The organism is Lacrimispora sp. (assembly GCF_031982545.1).
In the GTDB taxonomy this organism is placed as follows: Bacteria; Bacillota; Clostridia; order Lachnospirales; family Lachnospiraceae; genus Lacrimispora.
Genome location: NZ_DALYXB010000006.1, coordinates 166494 through 185638, shown reverse-complemented (window position 1 = coordinate 185638; position 19145 = coordinate 166494). Strand labels below are relative to the sequence as shown.

The window sequence follows — 19145 nt, the reverse complement described above, 5'->3', positions numbered from 1 at the left end:
GAGGAGGGCATATGAAACGGATATTCATTGATGAAGCCAAATGCGACGGGTGTAAGAACTGTGTTCTCGCCTGTATGCAGGCACATAGAAAAGATGGCGGAAGCATTTATGATCTGGATTTAACCAATCCGGAAAATGAATCCAGAAATCACATCGTCATGAAAGGGAACGGTCACTATGCTCCCATCTTCTGCCGCCACTGCGACCAGCCGGAATGTGTGATGTCCTGTATGAGCGGAGCTCTTGTAAAGGACGAAGAATCGGGTCACGTATATTACGACGAAAAAAAGTGCGGTTCCTGCTTCATGTGTGTGATGAACTGCCCATACGGTGTGTTAAAAGCGGACACAACCACGAAAACCAGTGTGATCAAATGCGATTTCTGCTTTGACCACGGCAGCGAGCCGAGCTGCGTAAAAGCATGTCCTACCAAGGCAATCTATGTTAAGGAGGTGGAATGATGACTCATGTAATTATCGGCGCTGGCGCAGCCGGCATCTCGGCTGCTAAAACAATCCGACAGCTGGAATCAAAAGCGGATATCATCATGGTGTCGGTTGACGACCAGGTTCATTCCCGTTGTATGCTCCATAAGTATTTAAGCCATGAACGGGATGAAGCAGCTCTTTCCTTTGTTCCGGAAGATTTTTTTGATGCACTTGGAATTAAATGGCTGAAGAACAAAGAAGCAGTACATATTGATCCCATCAAGCAGACTGTTTTACTTGCTGATGGCACAGAGCTTGACTTTGACCGCCTTCTGATCGCAACAGGTGCGCACAGCGTGATACCTCCCATTGTTAATTTAAGAGAAGCCAAAAATGTATTTGGCCTGCGGAATTTAAGTGACGCAAGACAAATCCGCAAATTTGCCCAGTCCGCAGATAAGATTCTGGTATTAGGCTCCGGGCTGGTAGGAATGGACGCCGCTTATGCATTTCTGGAGCAGAAAAAGGATGTAACGGTATTAGAGCTGGCGGACCGGATTCTTCCAAAGCAGCTGGATGAAAAGGCTGGTAAAGCCTATCAGAAATTATTTGCGCAGCATGGCTGCAAATTCGTTCTGGGAAGAAAAGTGGTTTTAACCACTATGCCGGAAAACGATCAGATCAACTCTGTTATGCTTGATGACGGGACTATTCTGGAATGTGATATGATTGTTGTCGCAGCCGGAGTTCGTCCGGCAACAGACTGCACAGAAAATTGTGAAATTGCCGTTGACCGCTTTATTAAGGTAAATGAATGCATGGAAACTTCCTGCAAAAACATTTACGCTGCAGGAGATGTGAACGGAATCGCTGCCATATGGCCCAATGCCATGAAGCAGGGATATACAGCTGCCTGCAATATGTGCGGAGTTTCAACCCCTTATGAAGATCCTTACGGCATGAAAAACACCATGAATTTTTATGAGCTTACAACCCTCTCTTTAGGAGATGGAATCGCAAGAGACGGAGATCAGATCCTGACACAGGAGGACTCCGGATGTTATAAAAGGGCAATCTTACGTAATGGACACCTGCAAAGCATTATGATTCAGGGTCCCATTGATTACACCGGTATCTATCAGTATCTGATCAAGAATCAGGTATCTCTTGATCCTGTTAAGACTGATATCTTCCATCTGTCTTTTGCAGACTTTTACGGAACAGATTCCCGAGGACAGTATCGTTATACAATGAATTAATAAATAAGCAACAGGGCAGCCAGATAAATAGAAGAAGATTTAAACATGTAAATATACGCGATTTCCTGATGTCTCAGCAATGGAATTGACTATTAACAATAAACAAATGCCCGACTTGGCTTCCTTACAAGACGGGCATTTATTTTACTGCTTAAAATTTTCTTGACAACTATATCACTCTGATATAGAATTCAAACTATATCACTCTGATATAGAATTCAAACTATATCAGAGTGATATAAGGAGGACACGGATGAATATTTTATTTGTAAATGCAAATCTGTATGGACATATTAATCCCACACTTGGACTGGTAAAGAAGCTTACAGAAAAAGGGCATAAAGTAGATTATTTCTGCTCAGTGGAGTTTTCGGAGCAGGTAACAAAATCAGGTGCAGACTGGATTGACTTTGGAAGCGGCCTGAATCTTTTTTTAAAAAATTACCGCCCCACAGACCGGCATCCGTTTTACATGCTGATGGAATATATTCTTTTATACGATGAAGTAATGCTGCCTCAGATTCTGGATATTTTAAAAGAACGCACCTATGACCTCATTTTTTGTGACTCCATCTTTGGGGGCGGATGCTTTCTAAAACAGCTTACTCATACACCGGTTATCGGTTCCCATTCTTCTTTTGCCATGAGCCATGCACCGGTACCACCGCGTATGCTCGTGCCCGGGACTCATCCTCAGCTGGATTACTGCTATCAGATATTGAACAGAATCTGTACTTGTTATAAAATTGAAGGACCCACACTGGAAGAGGTTTTTATAAGCAAAGCCGATCACAATATTGTATATACCACCAGGGAATTTAACGGAGATGATGCAGTAACCGAACCCCAATATTTATTTGCCGGACCTTCTATGGAGCGGGCAAAAAATACAGAGTCTGTAGACTTATCCGGGATTAGAAACAGAAAACTATTATATATTTCACTTGGCAGCCTGAACACGGATTTTATGGATTTCTATAAGATGTGCATTTGTGCTTTTGAAAATACTGACTATTATGTGTGTATGTCCATTGGAACCAAGTGCGAAGTTGATCAATTGGGGGAATTACCGGTCAACTTTCTGGTTAAAAATGTATTTCCCCAGCTTGAGATTTTAGATAAAGCGGATGCATTCATCACCCATGCAGGATTTAACAGTGTGAATGAGGCATTATATTTTGGTGTGCCCATGCTTGCCTTCCCTCTGGTCAATGATCAGCATATGACTGCCAAAAGGCTTGTATCCATGAATCTGGGTTTATCAGATAACATGAAGGAACTATCAGCAGAAAAACTAAAAGGTCAGATCCACCAGCTCCTCTCAGATGAGACAATAAAGGAAAACTGCCTTAGAGTTTCCCTTGAAATGAGAAGCTGTTCCAATTGGGAACTTACAGTTGAAAAACTGGAAGGTTACGTTAACAAATAAAAGAAAGGCACTTAAAATGGCGTTAAAAAACAAATCCCTATATGCAATATTAGGAATCTTAAATGTTTCACCAGGCACCGGCTATGACATTAAAAAATATTGCGATACCGTTTTATCCGGTTTTTGGAACGAAAACTTTGGGCATATATACCCAACACTGAAAAAAATGCTCATAGATGAACTGGTAGAGATTGTAGAAAGCGAAAAAAGCCAGAAAAAAATACAGTACCAGATTACTCCAAAGGGTCAGCTGGAGTTAGAAGCCTGGCTTATGGAAGACACAGAAATACAACCCATGCGCTCTGAATTTATGCTGAAATTGATATTCTCAAGCAATCAGCCAAAAGAGCATATTATTAAAATGCTGGAAGATTATAAACAAATCCATGTCAGAAAACTGGAAAAATACCTGGACATGCAGCACGATCTGGAACAGGGAATTGAGGAAATAACAAAAGAGCGCACCCGCTTTTTAAAGGCTATGCTTCGCAGAGGTATTTTGTCCTGCGAGGCCACCATTCGCTGGTGTGATGAGACCATCGATTCCGGACTATAACAGATTAGCTTGAAACCCTTTCAGGCCTGTGTTACTATCCATTTATAAGATTAGTGGCAATGCCTCCAGAAAGGAATCAAATATGTTTAAAGTGCTGATCCCAAGAACGATCTCTCATACTGGTACCGACTACTTAACAAAAAAAGGCTGTGAGCTTCTATTATCTGCTCCCAAATCAGCAGATGACCCTGTTTTTGAACAATGTCACGCCATACTTACGGGTCCTACCAGAAAATTCCGGTACGATAAACCATTACTGGACCGGTGCAAAAACTTAAAAGTAATATCAAGCTTCAGTGCAGGAGTTGACTATATTGATACAGTCTATGCAGAAAAACTGGGAATCCAGGTGACTAACTCTGGAAATGCCAACTCCAATGCGGTGGCAGAGCACACTATTTTTTTCATGCTTGCCTGTGCTAAAAACCATGAGATCATGTCTGAAGCTGTAAAGAAAAGCGATTTTTCAATCCGAAAGGATGTTTTTAACATGGAACTGTCTGGTCTCACCCTGGGACTGATAGGCTTTGGTAATATTGGAAAGCTGGTGGCTAAAAAAGCTTCTATGGGATTTGATATGAAGGTTATCGTCTATGATCATCATTTAACCCCTGACAATGCACCGGCTGGCGTTACTCCGGTGTCCTCACCGGAAGAGGTCTATCGGAATGCGGACTTCATTTCACTCCATGTCCCTTTTTCTGAAAAAAACCGGCACATGATAGCCAGAGAACAGCTGGATATGATGAAGCCATCTGCCGTCTTAATCAATGTCTCCAGGGGCGGATTAATACAGGAAGACAATTTAATACAGGCTGTAAAAGACAAAAAAATAAAAGGGGCTGCCCTGGATGTATTTGAAACGGAGCCCCTTCCTGCAGATAGTGCGCTGCTTAAATATAACAACATCATTGTTTCTCCCCATTGCGCCGCCAATACCAGGGAAGCCCTTGACCGTATGGAGCTTTTTGCTGCTATGGACATCTTTCGGGTCTTAAATGGAGAAAGACCGGAGTTTCCGGTCAATCATCCTTCTTTCCTATAAATACTACAATGGTTCTGGGAGGAACGGGAAAACTCTTTCCTTCCAGGACCGGTTCATTTCCTTCCTCATATTTCCCATTCTCTTCCTGCTTATCCGTATGAAACACCACATGCCACTGATGTTTTTTCGGAAGGTTTGGAAGATCAAACGAATGAGGTTCCCAGTGCAAGTTATATGCGGTATAAAAATGGTTATCTGCCGTCCCATCTGCTTTTCTGGCATAATCTCCCCAGTAAAGGATACCCAGCTGACGCCTGAAATTCTCATATTCCGGATACCATGGTTTCACCCCATGATAAGAAACATCGGGGACTCCGCAGGCAAGATAATCCATGTTCTTCGCTTCTTCTCTTCTGTGAAATACCGGATGGGCCTTTCTAAAAGCGATGACTGCTTTTACAAATTCAAAAAGATCCCTGTTTGTTTTTAAGAGGTTCCAGTTTAACCAGGAGATATCATTATCCTGGCAATAAGCATTGTTATTGCCCGACTGTGTATTGCCAAATTCATCCCCCGCCATAAAAAGAGGCGTACCCTGACTTAAGAGCAGCAGTAAAAAAGCGTTGCGAAGCTGTTTCTTTCTAAGCTCCACCACTTTTTTCTTCCTCGTTGGTCCTTCTGTCCCGCAATTCCACGAATAATTATAGGGATTGCCATCCAGATTGGATTCTCCATTGGCTTCATTATGTTTTGTATCGTAGGAAACCATATCCATCATAGTGAACCCATTGGTATTCGCCATATATTGAATCATGCCCCGGTCGGACGGATTGTTTCTGGTTCGGAAGACCAGATTTTTCATCTGCTCCTCGTCCCCTTTCAGTACTCTTCTCATATCCGTCTGATAGCTGTCATTATATTCTGCCAGATATTTAAATCCCTTTACAGGAATGTCACCCCAGGAATCAGCCCATAGCTTTAAGCCTTTTAAATAGGGGTCACGTCCGATTAAATCAAGAGGCGGAAACCCAACCAGATGAATTCCATCCAGGTGAAACTCTTCTGCCCAGAACCGTACCGCATCAAGAACAAAGGTTGGAGACTCCTTCCCTGAAAAATACAATTCTGTAATAAGTTCTATCCCTTCTTTATGAAGGGCCTTAACCAGATTTTTTAGTTCTAAAGCCGGTGTTTCCTTATTATCCGAGACATAAGACGCTTTGGGAGTGAAATAGAATCCCGAAGTATATCCCCAATAATTTATTTTTCCCGTAGGTTTATCCACACCGTAGGGACTTCCCTGCACAATTTCGGGGAGAATCACTTCCTGAAATTCATAAACAGGCATCAGCTCAACAGTTGTGATTCCCAGTTCTTTTAAGTATGGGATCTTTTCCTCAATCGCCCGAAAGGTTCCTTTATTCCTGGTTCCGGATGAAGAATGCATGGTAAATCCCCGGACATGAATCCGGTAGACCACAGAATCCTCATATGGTATCAGCGGACGCTTGTCCTGCCCCCAGTCAAAAGCTTTAAACGTAACCGGGCTTTTGGATAACACAGCTGCTCTCTCTAAGTCTCCCCAGCAATTCTTATCCGTAAAAGCTCTCCCATACGGATCAGAGAACCGTTTCCCATCAATCTCATAGCAATAGGAAATCCCGGTAAAGTCATCTCCAAGGATTGTAACAGAAAAAACTTCTCCCCGCTTTTCTTTTTCCGGAAAGAGAAAGGTGCAGAGAGGCTCCTTTTCATCGTTACGAAAAAAAAGTAGTTTTAATTCCGTTCCCTGAGCCGCAACGCTGAAATGAACCCCCTCCCCGGTCTTAGTCATTCCCATGGGATAATATCCTGTTTCTCTCCTGGCGATCCTGTACTGTTTCATCCCTCTTCTCCTCTGTGACAGTCCTGTTACTGGTTCTGAATCTGTTCTGCCAGATCATTTAAATACATCCAGCGTTCCATCTTCTCCTCTAATAATCCTTCTTTTTCTGCCTTTTCTTCCATCAGCTGATTCAATTTGCCATAGTCACTGGCAGCTTCTTCAATCTTTTTATCAAGCACTTCGATGGCTTCTTCCAAACCGGCAATGTCATCTTCAATGGTTTCCCATTCCCGCTGTTCTTTATAGGAAAACTTAAGCTTTCTCTCTAATTTGGGTCTTTCTTTCCCCTTCTTATCGCCTGCATCTTCCTTTTTGTAAGTTCCAGCAGCTTCCCCGAGAAGCCCGTCCGGATATTTTGCAGCGAAAGCCGCCTGATAATCCGTAAATCCGCCCTCATATTGAGTGACCTTTCCCTGGCCTTCCAATGCGAAAATTCTGCGCACCACCCGGTCGAGAAAATAGCGGTCATGAGATACAGTTACAACAATACCTGGAAAGCTGTCTAAGTAATCCTCAAGGATGGTAAGAGTCTGTATATCCAGATCATTGGTAGGCTCGTCAAGAAGAAGGACATTGGGTGCCTCCATCAGGATACGCAGCAGATACAGCCGCCGTTTTTCCCCTCCGGAAAGCTTTTCAACAGTCGTATACTGAACACTTGGCGGAAATAAAAACCGTTCCAGCATCTGGGAGGCACTGACACTTCCGTCTTTTGTTTTTACATACTCAGCCGCACTCCGGATATAATCGATGACCTTTAAGCTGCCATCCATATCTTCGCTCTCCTGGGAGAAATAACCCATCTTTACAGTCTGTCCCACTGTTAATGTTCCCTCATCCGGCTGAAGCCATCCGACTATAATTTTCATAAGCGTGGATTTACCGGACCCGTTTGGGCCAATAATTCCGATGCGGTCATTTTTCAGAAAAATATAGTTAAAATCTTTCATCAGAACCTTATCACCAAAAGCCTTTGAAATACCCTCCAGCTCAACGGTGGTACGTCCAAGGCGGCTCTCAATGGAATCCAGTTCCACGTTTTTATCAAACTCCAGTGCCTTCTGGTCACGAAGCGTCTCGTATCGCTCAATATGGGCCTTCTGCTTGGTGGAACGCGCCCTTGCCCCTCTTTGCATCCACTGCAGCTCGATACGGAGGATTGACTGGCGTTTCCGCTCAGAAGCCTGCTCCATATCCAGCCGGTCTGCCTTTAGCTTTAAATACCCTTCATAGTTCTCCTGATAGCTGTAAAGCTTTCCCTTATCAAGCTCCACAATCCGGTTTGTCACACTGTCTAAAAAATACCGGTCATGGGTAACCATCAAAAGAGCACCTTTAAACCGGCGCAGATAATCCTCCAGCCAGTCCGCCATACTGCTGTCTAAGTGGTTGGTCGGCTCATCCAGAACCAGTAAATCTGCAGTAGAAAGAAGAACGCTTACAAGCGCAACCCTTTTTCTCTGTCCGCCGGATAAGGTGTCCACTTTGGTATCAAATTCCGTAAAACCAAGTCTGGTGAGCATGTTCTTTGCCTGGCTTTCTAAATCCCATACATGTTCATGGCCCTCATTCTCCCGGATAATACTTTCCAGAATGGTTTCTCCTGCATCAAATCTGGGATTCTGGGAAAGAAACCGGATATCTAAGTTTCTTCCCTTTGCCACAGTTCCCTCATCTGGCACTTCAAGGCCTGCCACGATACGTAAAAGCGTAGACTTTCCTGTGCCATTAATACCAATCAGACCGATCTTTTCCCCTTCATTTATGCTGAAGCTGGTATCCTCAAAAAGAAGCCGTTCTGTATATGATTTTGTTAAATGCTCAATTGTTAATAAATTCATGTTTTTATTATTCTCCTGTGTAATACTCTGTCTGATCCGTTATTATTTAATTACAAGTTCCACCGGACAGTGGTCAGAGCCTGTCACCTGGGTATGAATGTCTGCACTTACCAGCCTGTCCTCCAGACTTTGTGATACACAGAAATAATCAATACGCCACCCTGCATTCTTCTCCCTCGCCTTAAAGCGGTAGGACCACCAGGAGTACATCTCTTCCTGCTGCGGATAGAAATACCGGTAGGTATCTATAAAGCCATTCTCTACAAGGATGGTAAACTTTTCCCTCTCCTCATCGGTAAACCCTGCATTTTTCCGGTTGGATTTGGGATTTTTCAAATCAATTTCCTTGTGAGCTACATTTAAGTCTCCGCAGAAAATAACAGGCTTATTCTCCTCCAACCCTTTTAGAAAGGCCAGAAATGCCTCCTCCCAGGTCAACCGGTAGGGAAGGCGCGCCAGTTCATTCTGGGAATTTGGAGTATAGCAGGTTACTACATAATAGTCCGGAAACTCAGCCGTAATAATCCGTCCCTCTTTATCATGCTCTTCTATCCCCAGCCCATAAGTAACTGATAATGGCTCCTCCCTGGTAAACAGGGCAGTACCTGAATATCCTTTCTTTTGTGCGTAATTCCAATATTGATAATAGCCTGGAAGAGAAAGGTCAATCTGTCCTTCCTGCAGCTTGCTTTCCTGAATACAGAATATATCCGCATCTACTTCATTAAAATAATCCAGAAAGCCTTTCTCCACACAGGCACGAAGTCCATTCACATTCCATGATATCATTTTTTTCATCGCATTCACCTCCGTCAAAAAGATAGTGTTAGTATACCATTTTAAACAGCATTCGAAAAGGGCGTGTTGCAAAACTAATAAGGAAAAAAGGGAGCTGCTGCTCAACTAACTTTTTCTTAGTTGAGCAGCAGCTCCCTGGTATTGTATTAACATGATTGCCTGCTTGTTTAGTAATCTTTATTTTTCAGTATAATATCATGGGCTCCGCCTTCCCGAATACTCATGGGAGAAACAAGGGTGATCCTTGCTTTTTTCTGAAATTCCTCGATGGAAGCCGCCCCGCAGCTGGACATTGTGGACTTTATCTTACTGATCGTGACAGACAAATTATCCTTCAGTGCACCTGCATAAGGGACATAACTGTCAACACCTTCTTCAAAATGAGTATCTTTGCTGGCTGACATGCTGTAGCGCTGCCAGTTCTTTGCCCGGTCTGATCCTTCTCCCCAATATTCCTTTACATATTCATTGCCTCTTTTCAGCTTCTTTCCAGGGCTTTCATCAAATCTTGCAAAATATCTTCCCATCATCACAAAATCCGCTCCCATGGCCAGGGCTATGGCAATGTGATTGTCATACACAATTCCTCCGTCAGAACAAATGGGGATGTAAATTCCTGTCTCCTCCATATATTTATCCCTGGCAGAAGCAACTTCCAGTATGGCAGTCGCCTGACCTCTGCCAATCCCCTTCTGCTCACGTGTAATACAAATAGACCCGCCGCCAATACCGACCTTTACAAAATCTGCCCCGGCATCCGCCAGATAACGGAAGCCTTCGGCATCAACCACGTTGCCAGCACCGATATATGCCTTGGGAAAATTTGACTTTATGTAGGTAATGGCGTCATATTGCCAGGTGGAATAACCATCGGAAGAATCCAGACACAAGATGTCAGCGCCTGCTTCCAGCAGTGCCGGAACCCGGTCCTGATAATCGTAAGTATTAATTCCGGCACCTGCAAGAAGGCTCTTCTTCTCATCAAGAAGCTCAAAAGGATTCTCTTTATGAGCTTCGTAATCCTTACGGAACACCATATGGACCAGCTGCTGTTTTTCGTTGACGATAGGAAGACAATTCAATTTATTTGCCCAAATCAGGTCATTGGCTTCATTCAGGGAAATCCCATCCCTTCCTGTAATAAGCGATTCAAAAGGAGTCATAATATCACAGACTTTTTTATCCAGGGGATCCCTGCTTATTCTGTAATCTCTGCTTGTAATAAGTCCGGTAAGAATACCATCCGATTTTCCGTTAGAGGTAACAGCTATGGTAGTGTGCCCGGTATCCTCCTTCAGCCTCAGTATCTCATTTAAAGTGTGTTCCGGCGAAAGATAGGAATCGCATACAACAAAGCCGGACTTGAACTTTTTGACTTTCCGTATCATTTCAGCCTGGGAATCAATCGTCTGGGCCCCATATATAAATGACAGCCCTCCGCACCGGGCCAAGGAAATGGCAAGTTTGTTATCCGACACAGCCTGCATAATGGCAGATACAAACGGTATGTTTAGCCTTACGTGTGCTTCCCCTGCTCTAAATCTTGTAATAGGAGTGGTCAGATCAATTTTTTCAGGCATGCACTGGGGAGTGGATAAATTAGGGATCAGCAGATATTCGTTAAAGGTTCTGGAAATTTCATTATATAGTTTAAACATTTGAGACCTCTTTTCCTTTTGCTGCTTAAAAGATGCTTTTCAATTCGGCGAAATTATTGATGATAAAGGTGGGGTTTTGCGCTTTCAGCTCTTCATAAGAATTGTTTCCATAGGTTACACCACAGGTGTGACAGCCTGCGCCACGTCCCATCTGAAGGTCAAATACCGTATCCCCTACCACCAATGCCTCTTCCGGTTCACATTTTTCCTTCTCCAATATTAATTGTGCCATGTCCGGTGCCGGCTTTTTATTTTTTACGTCCTGCTCGCCGTAAATGCGGGAAATGAAAGGACTTACCTGTAAATGATCAAGCAACAGATGAAGAGCGTCCTTGCCCTTACTTGAGGCAACTGTAATAACAATTCCCTTTTGCGACAGGTACTCTATGGTGCTCTTTACATCAGGAAACAATGTAACACTTTCCATGCAGATATCCTGGTATTTTCTGCGGTATAAATTAATGGCATGATCCATCTCGCTGTCCGGGACTTTTAATACGGAGGAAAAGGTATCCTTAAGCGGCAGCCCTATTTTTTCCTGTATGTCCTTCTCACTGGCAATTCCATAGCCCAGTTCTTTTCCCGTGGCCTGAATTGTGTTTACAATGCTGCTCTTTGTATCTGCTATTGTTCCGTCAAAATCTAATATTAAAAGCTTCATGTCTCATACCCTCGCATCCCTATAATTAATTACATTAATACTATCATTTATTTTGTTCTTTTTCACTGCCATAGGTCATAATCAATTACCTGGATCTCTTCCAATTCATTATTAAGCAGATGTCTCAGGTTTTTTTCTGGAATTTTCTTCTCCACACCAATCTCTCCCAGCTTATAAGAAATGTTTTCATCAAACTGGTTCACCAGATCCTGCTTTCTGAAATAACGTCGGTTTTCCTCTATATACTCTTTTAAATGACACTTTACAGAATCATTATAATATCCGTAGATCATGTTATTGAATTGCTCATGCACGATCTGATTATCAGAAATCAGGCGGTCCAGCTCAACCATAAGTCCAATACTTCCGAATGTTCGTCTCATTTCTTCAAATTCTGGTTTGTGAAGATGATTCTGAGATACGACAACATAAGAAATATTTCTGGTATTGTTTAAAACATCAAAAAATATTTTACTGTGTACCTGATTAATTTCCAGCTGGGCTGAAACAATCACACGGATATCTTTGCTGTATTCGTTGCAAAGCAGTTCAATAATATAGGGGTTTGATACCAGAATATATTTAAATCCGGTGTCAATCATGGATTCAATATCTTTGCAAATCTCCTGATACCCCTCTACGGTGAATTCTCTGTTTTCAAAATGAAACATATCATAGGCATAACATAACTGATACCTGCCGCTTATGCTCCTGGCTTCCTCCGGCGAGATTGCATAGTCCCTCGCTTCATGAAACAAAAAACAATCTTTCTGAAAATCCTGCTCAAATCTGGTCAAATAAATTCTGCCCTCTGACTCAGAGTCCATAAAGCTCTCATCCAAGTATAATGGTAGTAACATTTCACCCATTGGTACCTGCCCCCTTACTTATATTCTATACGCTGTACCTCACCAAGATTTAACTCTTTGATATACGGTAATTTTGTAATTCTGCTCTGCCACCTCCTGTTATTTTCAATATACTGTTCTCTCTTATCCTCCGGATAAATAAGGCCCTTGTCAGCAGCATGACGGCATAACGTGCAGTGCGTGCAATTGTCCGTGTGATCGGCAGAATACCAGAGTTTATTGTCCACATGAGATATTTCAGGTATCAGCTCCAGCTGGTCTCTTGGATAAAGAGCCTGCTCCAAAGGACCATCAGAGACGGCGGCATGAATGTTAGATTTAGAGCCATAGGTGCCTAATATTTCTTCCAGATGGGTTGTCCTGCTTTGCTCAATATATATTTCAATAGATTTCATGATCCATTCGGTCGTAGCCAGACGGTCCAGTAATTTAAAATTTTTATAACCAATTTCCATGTATTTGGGAATATCGGCCGGAGCAATCCATTTTCCGCTATATATTTCCTCTGGCCTTAAATTCCGGATATTAACACATTTATTTCTGTAATAGCTGAAGTATGGTGTTTTCGTTTCCTTATGTTTGCTGTGGGAACCCTGCATGCGAGTATGACCTTTTTGCCAGGGGCAATTTGATATGTACAAATCATTTGGAATGAGCTTTAATAATAGATCAGTTTTCGAACGAATCCGGATCAGCTCTGCAAAATTCTTGATTAAATCATAATGCAGCGTTGCTTCATCAATGCCTAATTGAATCAGATATTCAAGTTCTTCCCATGAACGGGTTTTTAAATTCACCGATGCTGATATTTTTAAAGCCGGCAGTTTCTGTTTTGTATATTTGATTAGATATGGATTGCTCAATGTGACCTTCCGTATTCCCAAATCAACTAATTTGTTGATAAATTTCAAATACCTTTCCTGATACTTTTCGGTAAACTCCTCGTTCATCAGGCCGTTATTATTGATGACATAATTAAAATCAATGCCAGCAGTGTTTAGCTTGTCAAGGATTGCTTTTAATTCATTTTCCTGTTTCACAATATTTTGAGTTTGGGCGCGTCCTCCGCCAAAATCATCAATTCCTAAATTACCAAAATAGCTTTCAATATAATTCCCGTACATATAAAGCGATTGATCAATGAAATCCATATCTCCATTGTATGGTAGTGCAAATTTCATCATGAGCCCCCCCTGGAAAGCGTTTGATATTTTAAGTGTCTGCTACTGCATATAATACGCAATATTATATCATTTGCTTTTTGTGAAAAATATGAGTTTTCTCACATAAATCTGGAATTTAGGGAAGTTTTATAGTAAGATAAATTATAAAAAAGAGTTGGAAAGAGATTTGTCTATGAATATGAAAAAGGCCAACGAAATAATTCCCTCCTTTGTCACTAATATCTTTTCCTTTGATATTACTCCATATGCCAAATGGAAAGAATTTCGAAAAAATGAATTAATATGCAGAGAAGGTGATGATTTATCTGATCTGGTATTTCTTATAAAAGGAAATGCTAAGCTTTTCCTGACTCATGAAAACGGAAAGGTTACCATCATTGATTTCTTTAAATCTCCAACCCTATTTGGGGAGATGGAATTTATGGGTGCGCAGAAATTTACCAATGGAGTCATTGCTTTGGATAAGTGCGTCTGTATCCTTCTGCCCCTGAGGGAAGTCAGCCATCTTTTAAGAAACGATACCAAATTTTTAAATTATCTGTGCCTGTTTTTATGCCGGAAGGCTATACGCAATACCTCAAATTATGCAACTAACCAGAATTATCCTCTGGTAAACCGTCTGGCTAATTTTATACTATTATCTGCAGATGGAGAAATCTATAATAGGAAGCACACAGAGGTTGCGGAATACTTAGGTGTCAGCTACCGTCACCTGCTTCATGTATTTTCGGTTCTATGTGAGGCGGATATATTGCAGCATATGGACAAAAAAAGATACAGAATTAAGGATTTTTCATCTCTTGCGACGATGGCTGTCAATGAGAACAGTTTATAACGATACAGAAAAAAGAGCCGATTCAGATAATGATATCTGAACCAGCTCTTCCTTTGTATCTGATAATTGAACCATTATAGCTGTTTATCCTGCCATTTTTTCCGTTCCACCAGTCTTCCCATAAAAAATGCGATGACTCCCACTCCGATTCCCGTCTGAAGGCAGAACAAAAGGCTTTCTATTTCTCCTGGAAGTTCTCCGCCTATGGCAGCTTCCAAAACAGGGGTAAACCATGGTTCATATTCCGTACCACGGATTTCTGTGATCATCTGGCTTCCTGCATCATCAGATCCCCCAAACTCCGCTCCCTTTAATGCAAACAAAGGAATGACAGCAATCAGACATACGAGAATCAGCAGCACCGCGATCGTCTGTTTTCTTTTCCTGCTCATATTATTTTACCTCCTTTGTAAATCCAATGGATTTTAACTCCGGAAGAGCATAAGTCTCAAGAGTCATAACGATGACTGTAGTGAGAATTCCCTCAATCACTGCAAGGGGCAGCTGGGTCGGTGCAAATACCCCAAGGAATTTAACAGCAGAAGCACCAACGCCTCCTATTTCAGAAGGATAGGCTATGGCAAGCTGTAAACTGGTTACACAGTATGTAAATAAATCGCCTAACGTTGCAGCAAGAAAAACCGCCACCATTTTGTTCACTTTTAATACCTTACAAAGTTTATATATTCCAAAAGACACGAAAGGACCTGCAATTGCCATGGAAAAGGTATTCGCACCCAGTGTGGTAAGACCTCCGTGGGCCAGCAGCACCGCCTGAAAAATCAAAACAATAATGCCCAGAATACTGACCGCCGACGGTCCAAACAAAATAGCGCCAAGGCCGGTTCCAGTCATATGAGAACAGCTTCCAGTCACAGACGGAATCTTTAATGAGGAAATCACAAACACAAATGCTCCTGACATGGCAAGAACTGTGATTGCCTTCCTGTTCTCACGGAGCGTCTTCTGAATAGAAAAGAAGCCCGCAATGAGAAATGGCACACAGACTGCCCCCCATGCGATACAATACCCTACTGGCAAATAGCCCTCCATAATATGCATTGCAAAGGCACTGGGAACGATTCCAAATGTCAGTGCAAATGCAGTTGCAAGTTTCATAATACTTTTTTCTTTCTTACTCATTTTCATTCTCCTTCCAATAAAATAAGCACCTCACATCCGATGGTTCCCACACATCAGACTGGTGCCCTATGGGTAAATCTTTGTACTACAAAAAGACTTCCCGGCACCGGCCATCACTCGTAACCGGATACTCCAAACAAAAAGGCAGGTCTTCTGACTCATGCATCAAACACAGCTGCTCCCTCTTCCCGGTTTCCCAGTGACTTATGGAGCCCTGCTCTGCATATACAGCGGCGGGACCGTAAGGGACTTTCACCCTTTTCCCTATTATCCTGCGGAGAATTTCACAGGCACCTTTTAGATAATACGCTTGTATTGTAACTGTAATACCAAATTCTGTCAACCGCCATACTGCCTGTTAAGCAGCTGGTTCAATTCTTGTGTATCCCTGAAATAAGGACTCATTTCCGGCAATATCCGGCATTTCACCAGACTGTCATAAACCTCCATTAAAACCGGCTTCTTTAAATTCCCCTGATTTAAGATAAGATCGGATGTCAGTATCTCTGTTACCGGACCATCGGCAATAATGGTTCCACCTGCAAAAACTATCGCCCGGTCTGCCCACTTATACGCGAAATCCACATCATGGGTTGAAATCAGAAGAGTTTTCCCCATTTTTGTCATTTCATCAAGAACCTGTGTGAGTATTTCCACATTAACCGGATCTAACGATGCGGTTGGTTCATCAAATATGATCACCTCCGGTTTCATGGCAATGATGTCAGCTATGCTTACCCGTTTCTTCTCTCCGCCGCTTAAGTAGTGAGGAGGGCGATCTTTCAGCATCATTAAATTCATGGAAATTAACGCCATTTCAACCCGCTGCTTCACTTCTTCTTTGGAAAGCCTTAAATTCATGGGTCCGAAGGATACCTCAGCAGAAACGGTAGATGCAATAATCTGATTGTCCGCATCCTGAAATACGATTCCCACTTCTCTTCGAAGCTCATTTAAGTCTTTTTTTCCAATTATCTTTCCCTTATACTTAATTGTTCCCGTATCCGGGGTCAAGACACCGTTCAGGTTTAAAAAGCAGGTGGATTTCCCGGCTCCATTGGAACCAAGAACTGCAATTTTCTCCCCTTTTCTCACAGACAGTGACACATCATGAAGTGCTTTACTTCCTGTGCCATAGGAATACGAAAGATTTTCTGCCTGTAAAAGTATTTCTTCCATCATCTGTTCCTCCTCATTTTTACACCAGCCATAAAAGCAAAAGTAATGCAAGATAGCCTGCCGCTGCCGCAGCCTCCTTTGCTCTCACCGGCCTTTTCTCCTCCAGAAACAGAAGTTCGCCCTCATAACATCTGGCAGTCATGGCATCATAATACATCCCCGCCTTCTTTAATGAAACGATAAACAGATTCGCTCCGATTCCCCCGAAGGACCTGCAGGACGTAAGGAAATTATGGTATCCCAGCCTGGATTCCGCCGCCTGCTTCATATGGACCTGGACATCCATCATAACAAAGATGAACCGGTATATGAGGTTCATCAGCTCCGATATCAGCTTTGGTACATGCAGTTTTCCAAGCAAATTAATAATCTCACTTGCCGGTGTGGAAAGTACAAGCATATACATAGCGCTTACGGCAGCCATTGCTTTTAAAATCAGCCGTGCAGCAAGAGCTGCTCCTCCATCTGACAAATAAAGATAAAAGCCTGGCATGGCTATATAAAAGCGTCCAGCCGGCACACGAGATACCCCAACCACAATGGCAGCAGTTCCAAGAATTAAAAAAGTTACTGGTATCTTTAATAGGGCAAGATACTTCCAAACGGAAAGCCCTCCCATAAAAACCGTAATAAGACCCATGGATAGAAACACCGTAACAGAAACCAAAACATCTCCAGTTCCAATACAAATTAATAATGCTGCCATTGCCACAACTGCTTTTAATCCTGGGTTTATTCCTTTTATGCGGGATTCATAAGCGTAGGAATCTATGGTATTAATCGTTCTCACCTCCTTTTAAGGCTGATTATAAGCGATTAAGAAATCATCTGCAAGCACAGGTTACATCGGCAGTTCAGATTCATTACCAAATTTATGAAAATATACCAGTTTTTGCGCGCTATTCAAGGAAAATCCATCATGTTATACTTGATTTTACAATAAGTTATGAAGGAGAACACGATGAAAAGAAGTACAAGAAAAGCAATCATGTGGACAATATCTGTTTTATTACTTTTTCTAATCAGCAACTACTGCACGAAAAATTCGTTTGCGGCAAAGCCTGACAAAAGCACTTCCACTGCTCCCCAAAATTTAAATGCTGCCGATATTACCAGTAACTCACTTACCCTGACCTGGTCTCCACCCGCAGGCGGTCTGGGCGTAAGAGAATACCAGATTTACAAAAACGATACTTATCTTTGCTCTACAACCTCAATTACATATGCCGTTAGTGGATTAACTCCGGCAACAGCTTACCAGTTTTATGTAAAAGCAAAAGATACCAGAAGAAATATATCTCCTGCCAGCAATACCGTTTCTGTCACCACTGCAGCACCCGTTTTACCTCCGGCAGAAACCCAGCCGCAATCCGGAAGAATCGTTGGCTACTATGCAGCCTGGGAAGCCTATAGCGGCGTCTGTCCGGATCAGATTGATGCCAGCAAGCTGACTCATATTAATTACGCCTTTGCTAATATTGGTCCGGATTTAAAAATCACTCTGGGATATCCGGATGTGGATTCCAATAATATAAGGCTTTTAAATTCATTAAAATTACAAAATCCAAATTTAAAAACATTGATTTCCGTTGGCGGCTGGAACTGGTCTGGAAAATTCTCAGATGCGGCTCTGACCGATGCTTCCAGAAATGCCTTTGCAGACAGTGCTGTGGATTTTATCACAAAATATGGATTTGACGGCATCGATCTGGACTGGGAATATCCGGTGAGCGGAGGTCTGACGACCAATACCAGACGGCCGGAGGATAAACAGAATTTCACCCTGCTTCTTCAAAAAATAAGAGAAAAACTGGATGCCCGCGGTTCGATGGACCAGAAACACTATCTTCTAACCATTGCCGGAGGAGCGGATGCTTCTTATGTAAAAAATGTAGAAATGGCTAAACTGGCTCAATATCTGGATTACGCAAATATTATGACTTATGATTTGCACGGAACCTGGGATCCCTATACGGATTTACTGGCTCCCCTTTATAATAACAACGATTACTCACCCCAATATAAAGCAAGCGTGGACTCGGGAGTCACTGCCTGGTTAAACGCTTCCTTCCCTGCCGATAAGCTGGTTATGGGCATCCCGTTTTATGGGTACCTGTACTCTTCCGTGACTAATTCCAATAACGGCTTATACCAGACCTACGGCGGTGCCAACTCCATCAGCTACAAGGACATCAAGGCAAATTATTTAAATAAAACCGGTTATACCAGATATTTTCACTCTCAGTCAATGGTTCCATGGTTATTTAACGGAACAATCTTCATCAGCTATGAAGACCCACAGTCCATCGCTTATAAAACAGATTATATTAAATCAAAGAAGTTAGGCGGTGCCATGGTATGGGAGCTTGGTCAGGATTCCAATGGAGAGCTTCTTGACACATTGTATAATGGATTAAGATAATTTCATGAATAGG

18 protein-coding genes and 1 riboswitch are annotated in these 19145 nt (G+C 42.4%); of the genes, 7 read left to right on the top strand and 11 right to left on the bottom strand.

The window, feature by feature from the left end:
- Positions 1–11: 11 nt before the first annotated feature.
- From ABS301_RS11880 to ABS301_RS11860, 5 genes are all read left to right on the top strand, one after another.
- Complete coding sequence (locus ABS301_RS11880; protein ID WP_349667338.1) at positions 12–461, top strand: 4Fe-4S dicluster domain-containing protein; 450 nt, start codon at positions 12–14, stop codon at positions 459–461.
- Entirely contained in the window at positions 461–1687 is a 1227-nt protein-coding gene (locus ABS301_RS11875; protein WP_349672552.1) for an NAD(P)/FAD-dependent oxidoreductase, read from the top strand. The genes ABS301_RS11880 and ABS301_RS11875 overlap by 1 nt, the downstream gene beginning before the upstream one ends.
- Before the next feature lie 253 nt (positions 1688–1940).
- The gene (locus ABS301_RS11870) at positions 1941–3116 is read left to right on the top strand and encodes a macrolide family glycosyltransferase (RefSeq protein WP_349672425.1); all 1176 of its coding nucleotides are present in this window, start codon (positions 1941–1943) and stop codon (positions 3114–3116) included.
- Positions 3117–3132: 16 nt separating this feature from the next.
- Positions 3133–3672 carry a PadR family transcriptional regulator gene (locus ABS301_RS11865; protein ID WP_349672424.1) on the top strand — a complete coding sequence of 180 codons (540 nt, stop codon included), beginning with the start codon at positions 3133–3135 and terminating at the stop codon, positions 3670–3672.
- Positions 3673–3754: 82 nt separating this feature from the next.
- Positions 3755–4717 (top strand): hydroxyacid dehydrogenase, encoded by a 963-nt coding sequence (locus ABS301_RS11860; RefSeq protein ID WP_349672423.1) that lies wholly within the window; start codon positions 3755–3757, stop codon positions 4715–4717.
- Here the strand turns inward: ABS301_RS11860 and ABS301_RS11855 are convergent.
- The 7 genes from ABS301_RS11855 to ABS301_RS11825 all read right to left on the bottom strand — a co-directional run bounded on the left by ABS301_RS11855 (position 4695) and on the right by ABS301_RS11825 (position 13553).
- A complete protein-coding gene (locus ABS301_RS11855; protein WP_349672422.1) occupies positions 4695–6542 on the bottom strand; it encodes an alpha-amylase in 1848 nt (615 codons plus the stop codon). The genes ABS301_RS11860 and ABS301_RS11855 overlap by 23 nt on opposite strands.
- Positions 6543–6568: 26 nt before the next feature.
- Complete coding sequence (locus ABS301_RS11850; RefSeq protein WP_349672421.1) at positions 6569–8383, bottom strand: ABC-F family ATP-binding cassette domain-containing protein; 1815 nt, start codon at positions 8381–8383, stop codon at positions 6569–6571.
- A 42-nt stretch (positions 8384–8425) separates the two neighbouring features.
- The gene (locus tag ABS301_RS11845) at positions 8426–9181 is read right to left on the bottom strand and encodes an exodeoxyribonuclease III (protein ID WP_349672420.1); all 756 of its coding nucleotides are present in this window, start codon (positions 9179–9181) and stop codon (positions 8426–8428) included.
- 167 nt (positions 9182–9348) lie between these two features.
- Positions 9349–10839, bottom strand: coding sequence for an IMP dehydrogenase (locus tag ABS301_RS11840; RefSeq protein ID WP_349672419.1), 1491 nt, complete (start codon positions 10837–10839; stop codon positions 9349–9351).
- Positions 10840–10864: 25 nt separating this feature from the next.
- Complete coding sequence (locus ABS301_RS11835) at positions 10865–11500, bottom strand: HAD family hydrolase (RefSeq protein WP_349672418.1); 636 nt, start codon at positions 11498–11500, stop codon at positions 10865–10867.
- 62 nt (positions 11501–11562) lie between these two features.
- The gene (locus ABS301_RS11830; protein WP_349672417.1) at positions 11563–12369 is read right to left on the bottom strand and encodes a hypothetical protein; all 807 of its coding nucleotides are present in this window, start codon (positions 12367–12369) and stop codon (positions 11563–11565) included.
- 14 nt (positions 12370–12383) lie between these two features.
- A complete protein-coding gene (locus ABS301_RS11825; RefSeq protein ID WP_349672416.1) occupies positions 12384–13553 on the bottom strand; it encodes a U32 family peptidase in 1170 nt (389 codons plus the stop codon).
- Between the two features lie 172 nt (positions 13554–13725).
- Between ABS301_RS11825 and yeiL the strand changes: the two genes are divergently transcribed.
- Positions 13726–14388, top strand: a complete 663-nt coding sequence (gene yeiL / locus ABS301_RS11820; RefSeq protein ID WP_349672415.1) for a transcriptional regulator YeiL — start codon at positions 13726–13728, stop codon at positions 14386–14388.
- Between the two features lie 74 nt (positions 14389–14462).
- Here yeiL and ABS301_RS11815 read toward each other — a convergent pair whose 3' ends face one another.
- The 4 genes from ABS301_RS11815 to cbiQ all read right to left on the bottom strand — a co-directional run bounded on the left by ABS301_RS11815 (position 14463) and on the right by cbiQ (position 17500).
- Positions 14463–14780 carry an energy-coupling factor ABC transporter substrate-binding protein gene (locus tag ABS301_RS11815; RefSeq protein ID WP_349672414.1) on the bottom strand — a complete coding sequence of 106 codons (318 nt, stop codon included), beginning with the start codon at positions 14778–14780 and terminating at the stop codon, positions 14463–14465.
- Between the two features lies 1 nt (position 14781).
- On the bottom strand, positions 14782–15531 hold the full coding sequence (locus tag ABS301_RS11810; protein WP_349672413.1) for an energy-coupling factor ABC transporter permease: 750 nt from the start codon (positions 15529–15531) through the stop codon (positions 14782–14784).
- A 126-nt stretch (positions 15532–15657) separates the two neighbouring features.
- Positions 15658–15844: riboswitch (cobalamin riboswitch) on the bottom strand.
- Positions 15845–15870: 26 nt separating this feature from the next.
- Positions 15871–16710, bottom strand: a complete 840-nt coding sequence (locus tag ABS301_RS11805; protein WP_502877964.1) for an energy-coupling factor ABC transporter ATP-binding protein — start codon at positions 16708–16710, stop codon at positions 15871–15873.
- Between the two features lie 19 nt (positions 16711–16729).
- Positions 16730–17500 (bottom strand): cobalt ECF transporter T component CbiQ, encoded by a 771-nt coding sequence (gene cbiQ, locus ABS301_RS11800; protein WP_349672411.1) that lies wholly within the window; start codon positions 17498–17500, stop codon positions 16730–16732.
- 171 nt (positions 17501–17671) lie between these two features.
- On the opposite strand from cbiQ, the gene ABS301_RS11795 reads away from it, so the two are divergent.
- Positions 17672–19132: a glycosyl hydrolase family 18 protein gene (locus ABS301_RS11795; RefSeq protein WP_349672410.1), complete on the top strand. Its 1461-nt coding sequence runs from the start codon at positions 17672–17674 to the stop codon at positions 19130–19132.
- Positions 19133–19145: the final 13 nt, after the last annotated feature.